Origin of the sequence: Aquimarina algiphila (genome assembly GCF_007489275.1) — a bacterium.
Lineage (GTDB): Bacteria > Bacteroidota > Bacteroidia > Flavobacteriales > Flavobacteriaceae > Aquimarina > Aquimarina algiphila.
The window spans coordinates 39907-62412 of the sequence record NZ_VLNR01000021.1; the positions used below are offsets into that span (position 1 = coordinate 39907).

Genomic DNA, 22506 nt, shown 5'->3' on the forward strand with positions numbered 1-22506 from the left:
AAGAAGCTGACTTTTTTTGATAAAAATTCCATGCCTTTTTTAAGAATTATACAAAATACATCTAACTTTTTATTGCCAAAATATAAGATTAGTATTCTTCAATATGATTTTCACTAAAATCAAGTGCATTTCAAAATTTTGGGTTTATAGAATTAGCTAACTTTATATCCTTTATTCAATTTTGATTACGAAAACGATATAGTTGATAACAAGTAAAAATCTAAATCATGTATAGCGAACTTAACACAAGTAATAGAATTTTGATGGGTCCAGGACCTTCTGATGCGCATCCAAGAGTACTTAAAGCAATGTCAACTCCTTTAATAGGACATTTAGATCCACAGTTCGTGACTATTATGGATGAGGTAAAAACAATGGTGCAGGATACGTTTATAACAAAGAATCATTTATCTTTTGTGGTCTCAGCTCCCGGAAGCGCAGGGATGGAAACTTGTTTGGTGAATTTATTAGAACCAGGTGATGATGTTATCATATGCATTAATGGGGTTTTTGGTGGTAGGATGGCTGATATTGCAGAACGATGTGGAGCAATTGTACATAAAGTCGAAGTAGCTTGGGGAACCGTAATATCACCAGAAGACATTAGGAAAGTATTAGACAAGTGTCCAAAACCAAAATTGTTAGCTCTTGTGCATGCAGAAACATCAACAGGTGCCTTACAGCCGATTAAAGAAATTAGTGACCTGATTCATAATGCAGGAGGTTTATTAATGGTTGATGCAGTGACTTCGTATTGTGGTGTAGAACTAAGAGTTGATGATTGGGGTATTGACGCAATATATACAGGAACACAAAAATGTCTTAGTGCTCCTCCAGGGTTATCCCCGGTTAGTTTTTCTGATAGAGCGGTTAAGGTACTGGAAAATAGGAAAACTAAGGTGCAAAGCTGGTTTTTAGATCTTAGTTTAGTTAAGAACTACTGGGGTGGTGAAAAACGGGCTTATCATCATACAGCGCCGGTTTCATCTATATATGCTCTGAGAGAATCTTTACGTATCGTTTTAGAAGAAGGTTTGGAAAACAGATGGAAAAGGCATCAGCGGGTTCATGAAGTGCTAAAAACTAAATTAGAAAAATTAGGCTTTAGATATTTGGTAGAAGAACAATATAGGCTGCCAAACCTTAATTCTGTATTCTTACCTGATGGAAATGATGAAAACGTAATACGTTCTATATTATTGAATGATTATAATATTGAAGTAGGAGGTGGGTTAGGTGCTTTTTCCGGAAAAATATGGAGAATTGGTATTATGGGAGAGAGTTGTACCTTTAATCACGTCAATATGTTGATCAGCGCTCTTGAAGATATGAAAGAATTTAATGCTTAAAATTTAAAATACACCCCGTAGTTTAAAAAACTACGGGTGTATTGTTTTGATCTTCTTAGATTTACTTAAAAAAGTTGTTACTTAGAATTGTATTTCTTACTATATCGTTTCCAAAGTTTGGTATGATGACTTTCTAAACTAATATCACGTCCTTGAATAAATGCTTTTTCTAATTGATTAGTGCGCATATCTAACGCGTCGCCTTTGCTAATAAATAGGGTAGCGTCTTTACCCACTTCTAGGGTTCCTGCAATGTCATCAATGCCAAGGATTTTTGCACTATTACCAGTAATGAGTTGTAGCGCTTTTTCTTTGTCTAATCCATGTGCGGCAACAGTTCCAGCTTGAAAAGGTAAATTTCGAGCATTGGCACGTTCCATCTGGCCACTATTTTGTATTGCAACTAATACACCAGCATCCATAAGTAATTTTGCATTTTTATATGGTTGATCATAATCATCATCTTCCATAGCAGGAACACTATGAGCTCTGGTGCTAAGTACAGAAATATTATTCTGTTTTAATTGTGAAGCTACTTTATGCCCTTCATATGCTCCTACTAAAACTAGTTTTTTGATTTTGTTATTCTTTGCAAAGGAAATGACATCTAGAATACCTTTTTCTGTTTCTACATGCATAAATAACGTTTTAGTGCCATCAAAAAGACCTTTCATTGCATGATGAGGGAGGTTTATTGTTTCCTTATTAGATTGTATCGAGGCTTTAGCTTGCTGAACAAAATCTACTAACTGGGTTACTTGTTTTTCGTATTTTTTGTTTGCTTTAAACCCAGGGTCTTCACCAAGCCACCAACGTCCTCTTGTAAATGTATTTGGCCAATTGATATGAATCCCATCATCAATTTTGATAGCAGCATCTTCCCAATTCCATGCATCTAGTTGTACAATCGATGATGTTCCTGTAATTCTACCTCCTCTTGGGGTTACCTGAGCTATTAAAACACCATTTGGTCTCATGCTTTCTACAATTTTGCTTTCAGCATTATAAGCAATGATACTGCGAATGTGAGGGTTGTAATTTCCAATTTCACTATCATCATCTGTTGCGCGAACAGCACTTATTTCTACTAGCCCTAAAGTAGAGTTAGGGGCTATAAAACCGGGATAAACATGTTTTCCAGAAGCATCAATCACGGTCCCTTTTGAAGCAGAACTTCCTGATGAGCCAACTGCGGTAATCTTTCCATTTTCAAAAATAATTATACTGTTTTGGATCACTTCTCCATTACCGATATGAGCAGTGGCTCCAGTAATAGTAATGGCGGTTTTTTGATTTTTTGCAGGTATTTGCTGAGCACTTATCTTTCCGTATGAGATGAGACAGAGTACTATTATGGCAATTATATTTTTCATGTTTTTTATGATTATAGACTTTGGCAAGCTCGGTCTGATAAATGTTTTATTTAGTTAATAGTCTCCAAGGTTTCACATTCAAAATTTTGTTTTTCCTTTTTCTTGGCAGGCTGTGTTTTAAGCCCACTGTTTTTTGCTTTTATCATCATCGTAGAAAGCTTGTTCTTTTCTTTTGTAATAGATTGTCTCATAGCTTTATCTTTTTCAAGATCAAAATAAATTGCTCCTTCAATTATAGTTTTTTCCGCTTTAGCATATATAGAAAGAGGATGATCGGTCCATAATACTAAATCAGCGTCTTTACCTACTTTAATACTACCTACTCTATCGTCTATGTGTAATAGCTTTGCTGGATTTAAAGTCACAAATTTTAAGGCATCTTCTTCGCTAACTCCACCATATTTTACAGATTTTGCAGCTTCTTGATTAAGACGACGAGACATTTCACCATCATCACTGTTAATGGCAGTTACCACACCTTGTTTGTGCATAATAGCAGCGTTATATGGTATTGCATCATTAACTTCATATTTGTATGCCCACCAATCAGAAAAAGTAGATCCACCTACACCATGAGCAGCCATTTTATCTGCAACTTTATATCCTTCAAGAATATGAGTGAATGTGTTAATTTTAAAGTTAAACTTTTCAGCAACTTTCATTAGCATGTTGATCTCACTTTGTACATAAGAATGACAACTAATAAAACGTTCGCTATTAAGAATTTCTACCATAGTCTCCATTTCTGTATCCTTACGATAGGGAACCCCACTTTTCTTTAGTTTTTCATATTCTTTTGCTCTAGAAAAGTAATCAACATATAACTGCTCAACTCCCATTCTTGACTGGGGAAAACGGCTAAAACTTTGCCAGTTACTTTGTTTAACATTTTCACCTAAAGCAAATTTGATAAACTTAGGAGCATTAGTGTAAATTAGATGATTTGCATCTTCACCCCATTTTAACTTTATAATGGCAGAACGTCCACCAATAGGGTTTGCAGAACCATGAAGTATCTGAATAGAAGTTACCCCACCGGCAAGATTTCTGTAAATGTTGATATCATCAGGGTCAACAACATCTTCTATGGTAACCTCAGCAGAAGAGTTATGCCCTGCTTCATTAATTGCAGCAGCAGCAATATGAGAATGTTCATCGATAATACCAGCAGTAAGATGCTTTCCTGTAGCATCAATTACTCTAGCATTTCCAGAATTTAGATTTTTACCTATCGCTGAGATTTTACCATTCTTGATGAGAACATCTGTAGTTTGCATGATCCCTTCTATCTCATTAGTCCATACCGTAGCATTTTTAAATAGTATAGTTTCAGGTTTTGGTAATTGAGTGTTACCATAAGCTATATTAGGATATACCACCGGTAGAACTTCGGGAGCATCTTTTTTCTTAGCATCTTTTTTAACATCTTTTGTACCTGCAGTATCTTCTGTTTTCTTTTTAACCGAAAAAGAAGTTTGTGCTCCATTAGGAAGTATAGTTTTTCCACTCCAGAAATTTGAGTTGTCTCCGATTTTTGAAATGATTCTGGTATATTGGGTTTTTGTGGTGTCTGGATCAGTAAATGTTATAGTTACCCAATCATTTTTATAATTGATTTTAGTCCCTAATTTAGTTTCTCCAAGCTTTAATTCAGCTTTAGGAGAAGAGGTTTTTCCCGAAATCGATAAATCATATGTTTTTCCAGAAACTGATAATTCATATTTTCCGTTAATATCAGTAATATTCATGTCATTAATAATATTTTTATGACCCTGTATCCAGTTTTCATATATAATATTATCCTTTGAAAACAACTCATCTTTTGAAATTAAAAAGTTGGCATACGCTCCTTTTTTAATACTTCCCAAAAGATTACTTTTTCCTAAGATTTCAGCGGGAATGGTGGTTAAAGCGGCAATGGCAGTTTTTTTATCCAAACCATGTTCAATTGCCTTTACTATTCTGGTTTCTAGATCAGCTATCTTCTTTAACTTATGTGTTGTCAAAGAAAATGTAATTCCGTTTTTAGATAAAACATATGGATTAGTTGGAGCTTGATTCCAATGACGCATATCACCCAAACTAACCAAATTAGCCATGAAAGGGTCAGATACATCATATGCTTCTGGAAAATCAAGTGGAATGATATATTTTGCATTAGTAGCTTTTACTTTATCTATACGAGCATATTCATCTCCACCACCCACTAATATATATTGTATATTAAACTGATCACCAACTTTATCTGCTCTAAAACCATTAATTCTGCTTCCGACGTCAAAAATTTGAGGAAGGTTTTTATTTCTGTTTAATGCCTCTAATGATAAATCTTTGTTATTAGCATTACCACCTGCATACCAATCAGCATCATAATACATTTGTCTAAGTAAAGCCATACTACCCATTAGAGAAGTGGGATACATTTGCTTGCTTTTATTGCTTTTAGAAAATGATAAAAATTGAGCTGATCGATCACTTAATAGACGTTCTCCTTCTGTTCCTTGATTGTTTAATGCTACTAATAATCCAGTTCCTCTCACTATACCATCTGGCATATGTGTATTTACAACACCAAATCCTTCTTTTATGAATTCGGTAGCTTTTTTTGTGTCATACTTAAAAAGAGTTAGAGCATTAGTTTCGGGACGTATATGGTCATTCCAATAATATCCTTCTCTAGAAGCTTCATATTGTGGATTTCCTCTAAATGGACTACCCCCTTTGCGTTTTGGTTTTTCGATACCAAAGTTGGTAAAAGGATCAATGAAAGAAGCGTAAATATGTTTTCCTTTTAGGTCAATAACAACACTGTTAGTGGGAATGGATAAGGAATTACCTACCTGTACAATCTTTCCTTTTTGGATAATCAGAATTCCATTTTTGATTTCTGTATCAGGTGTAGTGTGAATAATCGCATTTTTAAATACGGTGTAATTAGAATCTGTGGTATTAACTCCATCATTTTTAGGAAAATAATCTTGAGAATGAGAATTTAATATTCCACATGCTATTGCAAGTGATAATAGAAGTTTTTTCATGAGAGTTGCGTAAAGTGTATTGAATCGGTTTTAAAGATAATAGTTGAATCAAAAGGAGTTTGTTAATTAAGGTTTATTTAACAGTTGTAGGTATACTCTTTGATATCTATTTATTTTTTTATTGACTAAATTACCACATAAACATATCCATCATGAAAAATTATCTTTTTATTCTAGCGGCTTTTTTTTGTATTTTAATGAATGCACAACAAACACCTGCAAGCTCACCTGTTGAATTTAATCAAACAACTAATAAAATACTATTGAATCAATTTGTAAGAACAGCATTAAAAAATACTGTCTCTGAAGAATCCATTAATGGTAATAAGTATTATGAAGAAGATTACAGAGTAGCAAATATATTTGTTGATGATGTAGTAATCGGAGAATATCCAGTAAGGTATAATGGTTTTCATGATGAAATAGAAGTTATGGAAGGTAATAAAGTATCAGCTCTTTTACCTAAAAAAAATGTAAAAGTAGTTTTTGATGAGTACATTTATAAAACTTTAAATGATGATGTTGATGCCCGAAAAAAAAGCTATTTTATTGATTTTCAGAACGGTAAAAATGTGTCGTTGATTTTAAAGGCGAGGAAAAAGATTAAAAGGGCAGCTCAACCACATTCTGGTTTAGGAGGAAGTATTCCGGCAAATTTTTATGAAGACTACAAATATTATATAAAAGATAAAAGCGGAGATTTAACAAAGATAAAACTTAAAAAGAAGGAGGTTTTAGCTGTCTTAAAAGATAAAAAAACTGAAATAGAAAAATTTGCTTCTTCAAAAAAATTAAGTTTTAAAAAAAAGGAAGATTTGATTAAAATTATAGACTACTATAATACGTTGTAGTTTTATAATTTGGTCTTGTAATAATTAACTAATAAGGCTACTACATAGCTGTACGTGTCTAATCCATCAGGTTGATCGTTAGCTTTTAGATAACTGTCATAAGTACTTTTAAAGATAGGTTCAAGAGGATTTTCGTAGGATTCCCAAAATTGATTTACCTCTAGATAATTTTTTCGAATTCCCGGACGTAATTTTTCAATAAGACAAATGGCTTTTTCTTCGTTACGAAGATAGAGGTCATTTAAGCAAAACTTTAAAGCAAATGTAACTCCGCTATAATTAAAATAAGAATCATCATAGTTTATTGTGGTTAAGGCGGCTATAAAGTTAGCTTCATTTTCTTTTGCAAACCCCAATTGGTGAGCTTGCTCATGACAACTTGTTGTTGGAGCTTTATAGTTAAGAATTAATCCATTTATTTGTGCTTCATTAGTAATCGGATTTAGGTATCCACTAAAGCCCATGTAGGTAAGAGGAAGACTTAAAAGTGATGTTTTAATACTCTTAGGGTGATACTTTAATGTAGGGAATATGGTATTAAGTTGATCATAGGCAGGGACTGTTTTTTGAAAAACTTCGTCTTTGGTATATGGGATTCGTATTGGCAAAGAGTCGTTGGGTTCTAATTCTAAATGTAGAGAATTAGCTTGTGAAATCAATTTCTCAGAAACCTTAATAAGTTCCACTTCGGTATATTGATCATCAATTTTTAGTATTTCATGTAATGGCAGTCGATAATAATTCATACCCCATAGGATATGAAAACTAGCATAAACGATAGATAAGGTAGCTCCAATATCGAATAGGACTTCTTTCCAAATTATTTTTTTTCTAAATACCTTTTTGAATAAAAATCGAATTAACAATACAATCAAAATACAATAGACTATATCTCCAAAAGAAAACGGAATCCAGCCAAATACATACCGTAGAATTTTAGAAGTATAAATAAAAATTCCATTACTGTAAAATTGTTCGATAACATCAGGGAAAAAAGAGAGTACTTTAACCAGAATGACCTGAATTGGCAGTAATATCGTGAGATATAGCTTTGTTTTAGATTGCATTGGGTAAATATATTTACAATTCTGAATTTAGGATAACGAATTAAGAGTTTTTTAGTATCAATTAGTTTAACTCATGAAACTTTGATTCTTAATTTTAAATTAAGAATTTCGCAATTCTAAATATAATACACATATGAATTCAGAAATAAGAGCCTTAGAACCCAAAAGACTTTGGAATAAATTTGCAGATCTTAATGAAGTACCAAGACCTTCAAAAAAAGAAGAGCGTGTAATCGCGTTTATGAAAGATTTTGGAGCATCTTTAGGATTGATAACCGAAGTTGATAAAGTTGGCAATGTCCTTATAAAGAAACCAGCTACAGCAGGGCTTGAGAATCGTAAGACTGTGGTAATGCAATCACATTTGGATATGGTGCATCAAAAGAATGCAGATACTGATTTCGATTTTGATACTCAAGGAATAGAAATGTATGTTGACGGAGATTGGGTACGTGCCAACGGAACAACACTTGGTGCTGATAATGGATTAGGAGTAGCAACAATTATGGCAATTCTTGAAGCAACAGATATTGCTCATCCTGCTCTTGAAGCACTTTTTACTATTGATGAAGAAACTGGTATGACAGGGGCTATGGGGTTAGAAGGCGGATGGTTACAAGGGGATATACTTTTAAATCTGGATACAGAAGAAGATGATGAAATCGGAGTAGGCTGTGCTGGTGGAATAGATGTAACTGCCAAAAGAACCTATAGAGAAGAACCTATAGAACAAGGTAAAAAAGCATATGTCATTTCGGTTACAGGGCTTAATGGTGGTCATTCTGGAATGGATATTCATAAAGGATTGGGAAATGCCAATAGAATAATGAATAGACTATTGTTTGATGGTTTTGAAAATTTCGGACTACAAATCAGTGAAATCAAAGGAGGAAGTTTGCGTAACGCTATACCTAGAGAGAGTTTTGCCAATATAGTTGTTGATACTGTTCAAGCTGAAGCTTTTGAGTTTGAGCTCAATGAATTGATAAAAACAATTAAGAATGAACTTAGTACAGTGGATCCAAATCTTAGTATAGAGATTAAGGAAACTAATCTGCCAGAAAAAGTAATGGAATTAGGAGTACAAGAAGGAATGTTAAAAGCGTTATATGCAGCGCATAATGGAGTGTATAAGATGAGTGCGTCGATTTCGGATTTAGTAGAAACCTCTAACAATATATCAAAAGTTACTATAGGAAATGGAGAAGTGACTATTGAATGCCTAACCCGAAGTAGCGTAGAATCCTCTAAACAAGATTTGGTTAATAAATTAAGAGCAACTTTTGAATTGATAGGGTGTGAAGTAATTACTGGTGGTGATTATCCTGGTTGGGCACCTAATATGAATTCATCAATTCTAAAAGTATTAGATGAATTATATCAAAAATTAAACGGAGAAAAAGCGCATGTAGCTGCTTGTCACGCTGGTTTAGAATGTGGTATTTTGGGGCAAAATTACCCAAATATGGATATGATATCTTTTGGTCCGACAATTTTAGGAGCACATTCTCCAGACGAAAGAGCAAGCATTTCTTCTGTTCAGAAATATTGGAAGTTTGTTAAAGAAATTTTAGCAAATATTCCGTTGCAATAGATAATAAAAGTAATCGTTCTTTTAGTTACTAAAAAAGCGTCCTGATCAGGACGCTTTTTTTTATATTTCTTCTGTAACTATTTTTTATTTAGCTTCTTCTTTACCTTGGATATTCATAATTTCTAGTTCGAATATCAAATCAGTGTTTGGTGGAATTGTTCTTGCTCCTCTTTCTCCATATGCAAGGTGAGAGGGGATAAAAAGTACAGCTTTGTCTCCTACTTTCATTTTTTGAACTCCTTCTTTAAAACCAGGGATCATTTGAGCATCTGGTGAGTATGGTACTGGAATAGGAGCATATCCTCTAGGATCTGCTGCTCTCTGTTCGTTATATACACCTAATTCTTTAGCTGTCTCTGCAATATTAGTATCAAAAATTCTTCCATCTGTAAAAAAACCAGCGTAGTTTACACCAACGGTATCATCTGATTTTGGTTGTTCACCATCTCCTTGGTTTATAAAATGAATTTCTAAACCGCTTTCTAATTTTGTAGCTTTAGCTTTTAGCTCAACAAATTTTGCAGCAATAGCTTCGCCACGTTCTTTTGCTAATCTTTCTTTTTCAGCTTTTTCTTCTTCAAGAGCTTTTAATTTATCAGTAAATGCAGAATCTGTATCAAATGCCTTTGCGTCTGAACCTTTACGGATAATATTAACTTCTATCATTTTTAGTTCTTCTACTGGTTTGTCTCCTGCTGCGGTCTTAGTAATACCTATACTATCAACAATTTCTTGACCTAGTACAATTTCACCAAAAACAGTATGTTTTCCGTTTAACCATGGAGTTTCTTTTAATGTGATAAAAAACTGACTTCCGTTTGTTCCCGGACCAGAGTTTGCCATAGATAGAATTCCTTTTGATTTGTGAGAAAGTGAATCTACGATTTCATCAGGGAATTTGTATCCAGGACCACCAGTACCAGTACCTAAAGGATCTCCAGTTTGGATCATAAAATCCTTGATTACTCTATGAAATATAATTCCATTGTAATATTTTTTTCCTTTATAAGTGCTATCGACCATAGTGTTAGTACCTTCTGCCAAAGACACAAAGTTTGCAACCGTCATAGGAGTAACATCATGATATAATTTTGCTACCGTAGTTCCTTGATTGGTTATAATTTCTGCATAAATTCCATCTTGTAGATCTGGGTATTTTTCATTACAGCTATTAAGTGTTATTGCAATAATGGCTAGGAATAATAAATTTAATCTTTTCATTTTTGTTGGTAATTAATTTTCTGTTGTTGATTCTTTTGTAATTGTGTTAAGTGTTACTTCTGTTATTAACGGAATATTTGTGCCAATCTTATTATCATCACCATAATATCCATAAGCTTGATAAGAAGGGAAAAGAAAAGTAACCATTTCTCCTTGTTTCATGAGTTTTAAACCTTCTCTTAAACCAAGAAAAAGTTCTTCTTTATCAATACGATATGTTATAGTATCTAATTCTTGTTGTGTGTAAATTACATTGCCGTTTAAATCTGTTACATTATAATTAAATGTAACTATATCCCCAAATTTTGGAGTTGTACCTGATATAGTGTCTTTTTTAGTGTAAAAATACCAGAAACCGGTTTGTGATGCCAGATAATTATGGGCAGAGTCGTTATTAATTATTTTTTGAATTCGAGCTTCTTCCTTAGCTGCAAGTTCTTTATTACGACTTATAGATTCATCTATGAAAGACCCTGATTTAATATTTATAGGTCTCCTGGCTTCAGGTGTTTTACAAGATGATAAGAAGAAGACAAGACAAAGTATGTGAAGTACTAACCTCATTGATTTAGGACGTTTTTATAAGCAGGTAAGATACTAATAAATTTCTCAACAGTATCAGATAATGAAAGATTACTTCTTCCACCGGCAGCATTATGATGACCCCCTCCTTCAAAATGACTTCTTGAGAATTCATTTACAGAAAAATCTCCTTTAGAACGTAAAGAAATTTTAATGATTCCTTCTCCTTTGTTTTCAATAAAAATTAAGGCAAACTTAATATCTTTTATAGAGAGTCCTAAATTGACAAAACCTTCGGTATCTCCTTTTTTGAAATGATGATCATCTAATTCTTTTTGAGATAAAGTGATATAAGCAGTTTTGTATTCTGGAATAACTTTTAAATTGTTTAAAGCAACACCTTGTAATTGAATCCTGGATAAAGTATTCATATCGTAGATACTTTCATGAATACCAGTGTTATCAGCACCATGATCAATCAAATTTGCAATTACCTTGTGCGTGATACTCGTTGTTGATCTAAATCTAAAAGATCCCGTATCTGTCATTATTCCAACATAAATGCAAGTTGCAATTTCTGGAGTAATACGATCTAAATCATCAAGTTTTTCTATAAAGTGATAAATCATTTGACAGGTAGAACTCATCCCTGTATCACTATAGGTATATGCCGCGTAAGTATCGGGTTGTTGATGATGATCGATCATGATAAAAGTGGTTTTAGTTTTAGCCAAAACATTTTCCATGTCACCACTCCTGGATAAGTGATTAAAATCTAAAGTGAAAATAAGATCAGCTTCCTCAATTTTTGATATAGCTTTTTTAGTTTCACTATCGTATTTAAGAATTGTATCTTGTCCTGGAATCCATTTTAAAAAATCCGGATAATCATTAGGAGTAATAACAGTAACGTTATGATTACTTTCTAATGCAGTAAGATAATGATATAAGCCTAAACTAGAACCAACAGCATCACCATCTGGATTTTTATGAGTTACAATAACAATTTTTTTTGAAGAGGATAATAATCCTTTTATTTCGATTATTTCATTAGTATTCATAGGTCAGCGAAGATACAATAAATAATATTTTGGTAATATTAGAACTACTACTTTTATATGTACTTTATATGCTCTAATAATGAAAAGAAAATATACATACCTCGTATTGTATGTCGCTGTCGTACAGTTTTGTTTTGGTCAGAAAAAAATCGAAGTTAATAATACCGATTTTACTATTGCTTTTGGAAGTTGTAATAAACAAAACAATCCGCAACCTTTTTGGAATGAAATATTAAAAAACACCCCTAATGTGTTCATTTGGGGAGGAGATAATATCTATGCGGATTCTGAAGATGTATTAAAAATAAAAAATGATTATGCTCTTCAGAATAGTAATTCTGGGTATATGAAGCTAAAACAATCTGTACCAGTAATGGGAACATGGGATGATCATGATTATGGTAAAAATGATGCAGGAATAGAGTGGAGTAAGAAAAAAGAAAGTCAGCAGTTGTTTTTAGATTTTTTGGAAGTATCAAAAGATAGCCCCAGAAGAACACAGCATGGAGTATACACGTCCCGAATATTTGAAATAGACAAAGGAAATATAAAGGTAATTGTTTTGGATACTCGATATTTTAGATCTCAGTTAAAGAAAAGTGCTAATAGTAATGGTCGCTATGAACCTTATGATAATAATGAGGGTACAATTTTGGGAGAAGAACAATGGAAATGGCTTGAAAAAGAATTAGAGAATAATTATTCTGATTTTGTTGTTATTGTCACCAGTATTCAGTTTTTGTCTTCTGAACATGGTTTTGAAACCTGGGGTAATTTTCCTCATGAAGTAGCACGTCTTAAAGAGATACTATTAAATAAGAAGGTTAGAAATGCAATTTTACTAAGTGGAGACAGACATATTTCTGAATTTTCGATAACTAAGATACCAAGTCTAAAATATCCATTAATAGATTTTACATCAAGTGGATTAACACATTCGTATTCTGCATATAGAGGAGAATCTAATAAATATAGAATAGGTAATGTTGTTTCTATTCCGAGTTTTGGAGTTCTAAAATTTGATTTTGATTCTTATGAAGTAACTATGCAAATTCGAGGAAAGAATAATGTTGTACTTCAAGAATTTAAGCAGCAATATCCCAAAGATTAATCTTTTTTTATATAATCTTCAAGAAGGTTACATATTCCTAATAATAATTCTTGTTTTTGAAGCTTTTATATATATTTTTGCACAAAAATTAAAAAATCGGGTTGTAATATACCTAAATAATAATCTGAAATACTTTTAGATAAAGAAGTATATAGAAAGTAAAAAAAATACCATGGCAACAAACAGAACTTTTACGATGCTTAAACCGGATGCGGTAAGAAAAGGATACATCGGAGCAATTCTTGAGCAGATTAACGCTTCAGGATTTAGAATTGTAGCAATGAAATTAACACAACTTACTACTGACGATGCAAAAGCGTTTTATGCAGTACATAGCGAACGTCCTTTTTATGGTGAGCTTGTAGAATATATGACCAGCGGTCCTATTGTTGCTGCTATTTTAGAAAAAGAAAATGCAGTGGAAGATTTTAGAACTCTTATTGGAGCAACTAATCCAGAGGAAGCAGCAGAAGGTACTATACGTAAGAAATATGCAACTTCTATTAGTGAAAATGCAGTACACGGAAGTGATAGTGATGAAAATGCCGCTATCGAAGGAGCTTTTCATTTTTCTGGAAGAGAGCAATTCTAAAGATAAAATATTCAGAATTTTTTTAAAACCATTTCGTTTTCGGAATGGTTTTTTTGTTTATCATCTTCAAAAAATACGAAGTAATGTGATAAAAAATAATTTTTATTTACCAAAAGACTCTGAAGCTAATATTGGGTGTAATTCCTAGAGAAAGGATGTCAGAGTTTATGAATTGATTATTTAGAGAATTTGTTGTTCTAAATTCTCGGTTTAGCAAATTCTTCCTATTATACAAATTAAGAATTGAAAGCCCAACACGATATTTGAAATTAGAATGTGATCTTAACTTAAAATCATAAATAGCAGAAAAATCTAACCTATGATATTCGGGTAATGTATTACTATTAATTTCTCCAAATTCTAAGATTACAATTTCACCACTATCGTCAACTCCAGATACATTAGTGAAAGACTTACCAGTATGCCATATCCAACCTAGAGAAAACTGAAAATTATTGATTTTGTAGAATTGAGACCATTTTACTGTATGTTCAATATTCCAATTACCAGGAAAAGATTCGTTATTGTTGATGTCCTCAAATGTATTGCGTGTATTAATATAGGAATAACTCACCCATGTTTTATAGTTTTTGAATCTCTTTTTAAGAAAAAGATCAATTCCAAAGACTCGACTTTCTCCTACATGATATGTGTTATCAATAGGATTAATAAACCCTGCGGTTAATGTTGTAATGTCCTCGATTTGTTTATAGTAACTATCAATGTCAATAAACCATTTATTTTTTCTAAAACTACTCCCGAATGTGTATTGATAACTTGTGACTATAGGAAATTGATCATCATTAGCTAATGTCCAAACCTGATTTTCTAAAGATAGATCACTGACCACAGATTCTTGTATCTGACTTGTTGCCTGACTACGGTATTCTGCACTGGTATTGATTTCCCAATTTTTGGTAATGTATTTTTGTAGAAAAACTCTGGGTTCAATAAAGGTTTTATCTAGTTCTGCGTAAAAATTAAAACGTAATCCGGTAGAAATAAAAAAGTTTTTTGGGTTTTCGAGTTTATATTCGGCGTATGCGGCATGGGTATTTAAAAAACGATCATCCTGATCCAAGACTAATTCATAACTGGGAGTAGCAGTTACAAACGCGTATTTGATTGTATTGTTTGAAAACTGATATCCTCCCGAAACACTCTGGTAATCTGATATTTTGTAGTCCAATTCAAATTCTGCTCCAAAATCTGCGACATTATTTTTTTTACTTTCAATTTCTGTTATTGCACCTAGATCTCTGGTAATGAATTGATAATTTAATAGATATTTGGTATAATATCCACTTACATTTTGAGAAAGATTTTTCGAATATGATTGATTCCAGCTAAAGTTATATCCCTCATTTTCGGTAACGAGGTTATCATTAAATGACTCTACATCATCACTTCTTCTAAAATCCAAATCATTTTTACTGTAAATAGTATTGAATTCTATTTTGTGATCATCAGATGGTTTTATGATTAGATTTGCATTATAATCTGCATAGAAAAAATCATTAACTTCATCATTAAGCTCTACCGTTTCTGCAATTTTTGTATTCTGAAAAACGCGATCTGATAACTGTTTGTATGTAAAAGTTTCTAATACATCGGTATATGATCTTCTCCCAGATAACTGAAGAGATACTTTGTCTTTTATGATTGGTATATGCGCAACAGCATCTACGTTAATCATATTAAAACCAGCTCCGCCCGTAAAACGATTAGAAACTTCATTTTCAGACTTAATATCCACTACACCGGCGATTCGATCTCCATATTTTGCGCTAACACCACTTTTTGAAAAATTTACCTCTTTAGCAACATAGGGATTGAAAGCTGATAGCATACCAAAAAGATGTCCTTGATGATATGTTTTTATACCGTTCCATAACACTAGGTTTTGATTTGGAGTACTACCTCTTACAAAAAGACCAGAAGCTGTTTCAAAAGGGTTGTTAACTCCCGGGGTTAGTTGTATGCTCTGTAAAATATCAGGTTCAGTTCGACCAGGTAATACTTCAACATTGTCTAAGTCAATATTGATTATCTTTTTGTTTTGTGTAATTCCTTTAGCCAAATATTCCTGAATAAAAACTTCATCAAGAATTTCTTCCTGAGCTGCATGTATAAGGCGTATTTTGATACATTCTCCTGTTATAAATTGTTTGGTGTTTAAGACTCGTTGGCGAAATCCGGGAGCACTAATCAAAATAACAGAATTAAACGATACTTCGTTCTTTTTAAAATATCCATTTTGGTCTGTTGTGATATTGGTGCGATCAGATTTAAAGAATATCCTAATATCTTTCAGAGGCTTGTTTTCTTCATCTAAAATATATCCACAAATTGAAAGCTTATCTTTTTGGTTGAAAGAACTAATAGTAACAAAGTTATTTCCTGTAATAGTAAATTGTAATTGTGTCTGTTTTTGTAGTTCTCGGGTAAGGGTTTCTATAGATATCTCTGGGTTAATGGTAATTGAAACTTTTTTGTTATCAATTAAGTTATCGATATAGGAAAATTTAAGATTGTAGAGATTTTCTATAATCGTAATGGTCTCTAATAGCGATTTGTTTTCTACAGTTATCCCTTTTGTTTCTTCCTGAGAAAAAACAGATATATACCATAAAAAAAAACATACACATAAAAGTCTTGTCATGCTATTACTTTTCTAATACCACGGTCTTGCCATCTTGCGATACGCTATACTCCATGCCTAAGGTACTAAAAACTGTTTTAAGAGCCACTTCCTTATTGTTATTAGGAAAAGTTCCTGTGTATATAGTTTTGAGATTTATGTTTTTTGTATTAATATCTAAATTATATTGTTCTTCTAACTCATCGAATACATACTTTATAGGTGTACTTCTAAATGAGCTTGTATTTGTAAGCCATGAAGGTTCATTAGACTCAAAAGTCCATTGTTCAGGATTACTATTATTTAAATTTCTATATCCTTTTCCTGCCGTAAGAATTTCTTCGTTTTTAAGATTGCTTACACTAACCTTACCTTCATAACAAGCAACTTCGAAGAAATTGTTTTGTGATTGTACATTAAATTGTGTTCCTAATACAGATACTTCTCCATTTTTGGTTGAAACAGTAAATTTACTTCCTTTTTTAACTTTGAAATATGCTTCTCCTTTTAATGTTACGGTTCTGTTTTCATTCCAGCTATCACTGTCAAAATTTGCAGTAGATTTAGCATTAAGAATCATTTCGGATCCATCAGGTAAAGTAACCGCTAATTGTTCTCCGTAATCAGATGAGAAAGAATCATTAGAATTAAATAAAAATAACCCTAAAATAATTGCGATTGAAGCTGCTACCGCTGTGTATGGCCATAATTTTATAACTAAACCAGAGTTCTTATTCGTCGTGCTATTTCGTTTAGATTTTAAAGTGTGAAGTTCTTCTTCAACATCATAATCTTTTAGATCCAAAGCATCTGCACCCGCCATTATCTTTACATAATATTCATATTCAGGATGAGACTTAAATTCACGAAGTTCCTCTTCAGAAAGCTCTCCGCTAATCCATCTGGATAAGAAAATATCGTCTTTTTTATCGTCTAACATAACTTCGGTTATATATATGTGAACGTTTCATTTGCTAATTACCCTACCTTTTATTTGTAAAAAGATTGAATTTTTAATTTTTACTACCATAAAAAACTATTTTTAAGTATTTTATGTTGCGACATCTTTGTATTTAATATTAAATATTTCCTATTTTTTTTCGTAAGGCTAATAATGCCTTATGCATTAATTTCTCTATAGCTTTTACAGATACATCTGATAATTCTGCAATTTCTTTATAAGTCTTTTTGTCTATCCTACTCAAAAGAAATACTTCTCTTTGTCGTTCTGGTAAATCAGCGATCGCACTTTTTAGTTTCTCCATATATTCTTTTTCTAAGATGACAAATTCTGGAGATTCATGGTTAATATCGGTTTTACGCTGTACTATATAATCTTTGTACTTGAATTTTACTTTTTGATGACGTGTATTGCTAATGCCTAAGTTAGTAGCAATAGTATAGACATAACTTTTTGCTTTGTCAATAGGTACTTTAGAGCAATTATTCCACAGTTTGATAAATGCATCCTGAACGATATCTTCTGCTTGCTCCATATCTCCAAATTTATAATAGATATAGTTTCTCAAAGATTTAGAGTGGTTTTTAAAAAACCTGTCAAAAGCATTTTCGTTACATGTAGAATTTTTATTATCAGACATTGGGGAGGTAAAATATATTTTTCAAATCTAGATTTTTTTTTCAAGCTATCAAAAATAAAAAAATTAAAGTATGCTAGGGTAGGGTGTTCTTTTTTTGAGTCGTTTCATTTTAGAGAAGTAGAAAAGGACTTCTAAAATTAATAACTCAAAAAATTACACACAATGAAAAAAATTGGTATTTGGTATTTTTTAATACTTTCACTTTTATTAGGGTTTACATCTTGTGATGATGAAACAGAAGATTTTGATAATGATCCAAAAGTAGAGATTGTTATCGATAATAAAGAAGGAAGCGCGGTCTATAGTTTTGAAGCTAAAACAATCGGTATTGATGATAATGCACAAGTGATTTGGTCTGTGGATGGAAAAGACATAGAAGGAGAAGATCAACAAAATATCATTAACCAAATCTTAGATTATTTATTTAAACCAGGAAAACATACAATCTGTGTTAGGGTAATAACAGAACAACGAACAATAGAAGCTTGTGCAGAGATTAATGTAGATGTGGATCAAAACAACCCATGTCCAGATTTATTTTTTAAAGCTAAGCGTTATCAAGGGCCGTTTACATATAAGTTTATAGCAAATTTTGAAGGAGTTGAAAATGCATCCTATGAATGGTCTGTTAATGGAGAATTGGTTCAGGAAGCTTCACAAAATGATAATCAATATCTTATTTATAATTTTGAGCAGGCTGGAGAATACGAGGTGTGTATCATGACCGAAACACCAGATTGTCCTCAAGGAGTGTCCTACTGTAAAGTCATTGAGGTAAAAGACGATAATAATGGATTATGCCCAGAGTTATCTTTTATTACTGAAGGGAATTTGTTGTTTGCTAATTTTCCTGAAATGGAAGAATTGGAAGCTTATGAATGGTTTGTAGATGGTCAATTAGTAGAAACTGAATCTCTTCAGAATCAAGATCGTGATGATTTACTTAATTTAGAATCTTACAATCCAGGAACATATACGGTTTGTATTAAAGCAGAAACACCAGATTGCCCTAATGGGACAGAATTTTGTAAAGAAGTTGTTATACCAGAACCTAAGCCAATAGATTGTTCTGTATTTGATTTGGTAAACTTTAAAGATAAAGCAGCTGTAGCAGGTGCTATATCTATTACAGATATTGATCCTAATTCTGTGGTTTGGACCATCGATGGCACAGTAATTACTCCAATAACACCTAGAGTTGCCCGACTTACGGATCATGTTACTCAACCGGGAAAATACGAGATTTGCTATAAAGCTGTTTCTCCAACATGTGGGACTCTCGAGAAATGTATCGAAATTGATTATAAAGGGTAATGTGTAGAAAATCATAGTGATTTTTCTATATAATATATTATTTATATAAAATCAAAAGAAGGTTATGTATATATATGTAACCTTCTTTTTTATTGATTATCAATTAATTATATAGGTTTTGTCTGTTTTTTTTAATAAGGTGGTAGGGGAATTCCCCCTTGATGCGTTTCATAAATGTACGGCAAATAGAAAGCCAATTTTAAATTAATAATTGAATAACCCCTAAAATCAAATACAATGAAAAAACTTAGAATTTGGTATACATTGATGCTTTCGCTTTTATTGGGATTTATTTCTTGTGAACAAACAGAAGATTTTGATAACGAACCCAAAGTAGAGATTGTTATAGATAATCAGGAAGGGAGTGGAGTGTATAGCTTCGAAGCTAAAACCATAGGTATGAGTGATAATGCGCAAGTCATTTGGTCTGTGGATGGGAAAGAAATTGAAGGAGAAGATCAAGAAAATATTATCAATCAGATTTTGGATTATTTATTTAAGCCAGGTAGTCATACCATTTGTGTTAAAGTAATAACCGATCAACGTACAATAGAAGCTTGTACAGAAATAGAGGTTGAGGTTGATGAAAATGACCCTTGTCCAGACCTGTTTTTTAAGACTAGACAATATGAAAGGCCATCTACATATAAGTTTATTGCAGATTTTGATGGTGTAGAAGAAGCTTCTTATGAATGGTTTATTAATGGTGATTTAGTAAAAGATACTTCAGAGAATGGAAATAACTATTTGATTTGGAACTTCAAAGAAGCAGGAAGATATGAAGTATGTATGAAGACTGAGACTCCAGATTGTCCTCTAGGAACATCATATTGTAAAGTGATTGAAATTGAGGAATCTGATTTAGTGTGTCCAGAAGTTTCTTTTACAAAAGAAATGGAGCCAGGGACTTTTGGCACCTATACTTTTGAAGCGCAAATAGAAAGTAATGATGATGTGGCAGAAATTAAGTGGTATGTAAATGGTGATCTTGTAGAATCTCCTACAGACCCGCAAGTAGGAAATAGAACGCTATATTACCAGTTTGGTTCTGGAGCTCATGAAGTATGTCTTAAGGTAACTACTCAAAATTGTCCAGAAGGGATTAAATATTGCAAAGAAATTAGAGTAGGAGATTGTCCGGATCTTTTCTTTGAGCCAGAAAGAGATGGAGATAAGAATGCATATTATTTTTACCCTAGAGCTTTTGATGGTATAGATGATGTTGTTCTAGAATGGTTTGTCGATGAGCAATACGTAGGAAGATCTCCAGAGTTTCCACACAACAATCCGTATTATTATGAGTTTGATGGACCTGGTAGATACGAAGTGTGTTTAATGATCGAAACTCCAGAATGTCCAAATGGAACTTCATTCTGTAAAGTAATAGAATTTGAATAATAAAAATATATAATTAATTAAGTTGTTTAGGTTAGATTAATTAGGTTGATTTCCCTGAAAGTATGGCCATTACTTTCGGGGAATTTCATTATTGAATTCTACTTTTGAAGGTATAATCTTATATGTTTTTTTGATTGTGATTATATTTTTATACTTTCATGACCTATTGATTATCTTAAAAATAAGAGGTAGGGTAAATATGTTTTTAAACGTTATATATATAAGAACCAGTCATATTGAATAAAATTTACACATATTATACTGTTTTTATACTAATGATAGCCTTATTGGTATCTTCATGTGTGAACGATGATGGTTCCTTTCCTGAAGATCCTGGTAATGAAATTACATCAACCTCAGCAATCGTTACTATTCTTAATGATTTAAATGCTAAAGGAGATACTTTTTCAGAAGATCAACTATGCTTTAGATTTCAATATCCATTGACTTTGGGATATAATACAGATTCTAATATAAGAATTGATAGTTATCAAGGTTTATTGGATGTGATTTCAGGTCAAAGTTCTAATTTTAATATTACAGGAATTCAGTTTCCGGTCGAAATTATATACAGCGGAAATACAACGACAAACGTTATAGGGAATGAGGCCGCCTTATTTGAGGTAATTCGAGAATGTCAATTAACTACATTTAGAGATATCTTCAATAAACTTTTTAAGCAATGCTTCAAGTTTGATTATCCAGTGATACTTAAGAACGGAAATAAGGAAGAAACTACTATTGATGGCGATGAAGGTTTTATTCGTTTTTTAAGTGCTCAAGGAGAAAATTATCAACCAGATTTTACATTCCCCGTAAATATTTTAGTCGCTCCAAATTTTGAAGCCAATAGGATATCAACCTATTATGAGTTCTATCAAATTTTGAATACATGCGTAGGATGTCCGGATATTAGATTCGATATCGTACCATTACAGGATAATATATATCAGTTTACTCCAAATTTTGAAATAGGAAATGGATATGAATTATCTTTTAAAGTAAATGAAGAGGTTATTCCTGATGTTATTATAGATGGAAACGTGTTTACAAGACAGTTTAGCCCGGGGACATATGAAGTTTGTATAAAAGCAATAACACCAGATTGTCTCGAAGGTAAGAGTGTTTGTAAAGAAATAATTGTAGAGCCAATTTGTCCGGATTTATTATTTGATTTTGTACAGCAACCCGGTAGTCTATCGTATAATTTTACGGCAGATTTTGTTGGGATAGATGACATATCTTATGATTGGATAATTGATAATGAAGTTATAGAAAGTGATGGAGGGGCTAATGGAGATAATATGTTTACTTTTGATTTTACTCCAGGAACTCATAAAGCATGTATAAAAGCTGAGACGCCATCATGCCCAAATGGGATCGAGCTTTGTAGAGACATTATAGTTTGTCCAGAATTATCTTTTACTTCAATGCAGCAGGGAGTAACAAGTACATATGACTTTGTCGCAAATTTTCCGGGAAAAGAAGATATATCATATCAATGGCTCATTAATGATAATATCCAGGAAGAAGATGGAGGAGCAGTAAATGGAGACAATGAATTTACATTCAATTTTACTCCGGGTGATTATGAAGTTTGTATTGTTACCGAAATTGAAGGATGTACAGATGGAGTGAGATTTTGTATGAGCATAAGTATCCCATAATTTTTCTAACTATCTTTTATTGGTTTGCAGTATTATCTTATTATGATTATAGCAAAATATAAGGATTATAATTTTTAATTTGCTAACGTACAGCTTTTTCAATTTT

Annotated in this window: 17 protein-coding genes; 8 read left to right on the top strand and 9 right to left on the bottom strand. The window is 32.4% G+C overall.

The window, feature by feature from the left end; genetic code table 11:
* The first annotated feature begins 227 nt into the window (after positions 1–227).
* Positions 228–1349: a pyridoxal-phosphate-dependent aminotransferase family protein gene (locus tag FOF46_RS11670; RefSeq protein ID WP_143916571.1), complete on the top strand. Its 1122-nt coding sequence runs from the start codon at positions 228–230 to the stop codon at positions 1347–1349.
* 77 nt (positions 1350–1426) lie between these two features.
* Here the strand turns inward: FOF46_RS11670 and FOF46_RS11675 are convergent, their stop codons facing one another.
* Positions 1427–2722: an amidohydrolase family protein gene (locus FOF46_RS11675; protein WP_143916572.1), complete on the bottom strand. Its 1296-nt coding sequence runs from the start codon at positions 2720–2722 to the stop codon at positions 1427–1429.
* A gap of 50 nt (positions 2723–2772) precedes the next feature.
* A complete protein-coding gene (locus tag FOF46_RS11680; protein WP_143916573.1) occupies positions 2773–5760 on the bottom strand; it encodes an amidohydrolase family protein in 2988 nt (995 codons plus the stop codon).
* A 152-nt stretch (positions 5761–5912) separates the two neighbouring features.
* Between FOF46_RS11680 and FOF46_RS11685 the strand changes: the two genes are divergently transcribed.
* A complete protein-coding gene (locus tag FOF46_RS11685) occupies positions 5913–6611 on the top strand; it encodes a hypothetical protein (RefSeq protein WP_109438116.1) in 699 nt (232 codons plus the stop codon).
* A 2-nt stretch (positions 6612–6613) separates the two neighbouring features.
* Here FOF46_RS11685 and FOF46_RS11690 read toward each other — a convergent pair whose 3' ends face one another.
* The gene (locus FOF46_RS11690; RefSeq protein ID WP_143916574.1) at positions 6614–7678 is read right to left on the bottom strand and encodes a DUF3810 domain-containing protein; all 1065 of its coding nucleotides are present in this window, start codon (positions 7676–7678) and stop codon (positions 6614–6616) included.
* Positions 7679–7811: 133 nt separating this feature from the next.
* Here FOF46_RS11690 and FOF46_RS11695 point away from each other — a divergent pair, with 133 nt between their 5' ends.
* Positions 7812–9272 (top strand): aminoacyl-histidine dipeptidase, encoded by a 1461-nt coding sequence (locus FOF46_RS11695; RefSeq protein WP_143916575.1) that lies wholly within the window; start codon positions 7812–7814, stop codon positions 9270–9272.
* Positions 9273–9356: 84 nt separating this feature from the next.
* On the opposite strand, the gene FOF46_RS11700 is transcribed toward FOF46_RS11695, so the two are convergent.
* The 3 genes from FOF46_RS11700 to FOF46_RS11710 are packed head-to-tail and all read right to left on the bottom strand — an operon-like array spanning position 9357 to position 12076.
* A complete protein-coding gene (locus FOF46_RS11700) occupies positions 9357–10493 on the bottom strand; it encodes a peptidylprolyl isomerase (protein WP_109438119.1) in 1137 nt (378 codons plus the stop codon).
* Between the two features lie 12 nt (positions 10494–10505).
* Positions 10506–11057 (bottom strand): gliding motility-associated peptidyl-prolyl isomerase GldI, encoded by a 552-nt coding sequence (gldI, locus tag FOF46_RS11705; RefSeq protein WP_109438120.1) that lies wholly within the window; start codon positions 11055–11057, stop codon positions 10506–10508.
* A complete protein-coding gene (locus FOF46_RS11710) occupies positions 11054–12076 on the bottom strand; it encodes a DHH family phosphoesterase (protein ID WP_109438121.1) in 1023 nt (340 codons plus the stop codon). The genes gldI and FOF46_RS11710 overlap by 4 nt, the downstream gene beginning before the upstream one ends.
* Positions 12077–12155: 79 nt before the next feature.
* Between FOF46_RS11710 and FOF46_RS11715 the strand changes: the two genes are divergently transcribed.
* Positions 12156–13187, top strand: coding sequence for an alkaline phosphatase D family protein (locus FOF46_RS11715; RefSeq protein ID WP_143916576.1), 1032 nt, complete (start codon positions 12156–12158; stop codon positions 13185–13187).
* A 172-nt stretch (positions 13188–13359) separates the two neighbouring features.
* Positions 13360–13779 carry a nucleoside-diphosphate kinase gene (locus FOF46_RS11720; RefSeq protein WP_109438123.1) on the top strand — a complete coding sequence of 140 codons (420 nt, stop codon included), beginning with the start codon at positions 13360–13362 and terminating at the stop codon, positions 13777–13779.
* Positions 13780–13885: 106 nt separating this feature from the next.
* On the opposite strand, the gene FOF46_RS11725 is transcribed toward FOF46_RS11720, so the two are convergent.
* The 3 genes from FOF46_RS11725 to FOF46_RS11735 form a co-directional block, all read right to left on the bottom strand.
* Positions 13886–16441 (bottom strand): TonB-dependent receptor plug domain-containing protein, encoded by a 2556-nt coding sequence (locus tag FOF46_RS11725; protein WP_143916577.1) that lies wholly within the window; start codon positions 16439–16441, stop codon positions 13886–13888.
* Positions 16442–16445: 4 nt separating this feature from the next.
* Positions 16446–17360 (bottom strand): FecR family protein, encoded by a 915-nt coding sequence (locus tag FOF46_RS11730; protein WP_109438125.1) that lies wholly within the window; start codon positions 17358–17360, stop codon positions 16446–16448.
* Positions 17361–17499: 139 nt separating this feature from the next.
* Entirely contained in the window at positions 17500–18021 is a 522-nt protein-coding gene (locus tag FOF46_RS11735) for an RNA polymerase sigma factor (protein ID WP_109438126.1), read from the bottom strand.
* 162 nt (positions 18022–18183) lie between these two features.
* On the opposite strand from FOF46_RS11735, the gene FOF46_RS11740 reads away from it, so the two are divergent.
* The 3 genes from FOF46_RS11740 to FOF46_RS11750 all read left to right on the top strand — a co-directional run bounded on the left by FOF46_RS11740 (position 18184) and on the right by FOF46_RS11750 (position 22400).
* Positions 18184–19335 (top strand): hypothetical protein, encoded by a 1152-nt coding sequence (locus FOF46_RS11740; RefSeq protein WP_143916578.1) that lies wholly within the window; start codon positions 18184–18186, stop codon positions 19333–19335.
* 237 nt (positions 19336–19572) lie between these two features.
* Positions 19573–20733: a hypothetical protein gene (locus tag FOF46_RS11745; RefSeq protein ID WP_109438128.1), complete on the top strand. Its 1161-nt coding sequence runs from the start codon at positions 19573–19575 to the stop codon at positions 20731–20733.
* A 236-nt stretch (positions 20734–20969) separates the two neighbouring features.
* Positions 20970–22400 carry a hypothetical protein gene (locus FOF46_RS11750; protein ID WP_143916579.1) on the top strand — a complete coding sequence of 477 codons (1431 nt, stop codon included), beginning with the start codon at positions 20970–20972 and terminating at the stop codon, positions 22398–22400.
* The last annotated feature ends 106 nt before the right edge of the window (positions 22401–22506 follow it).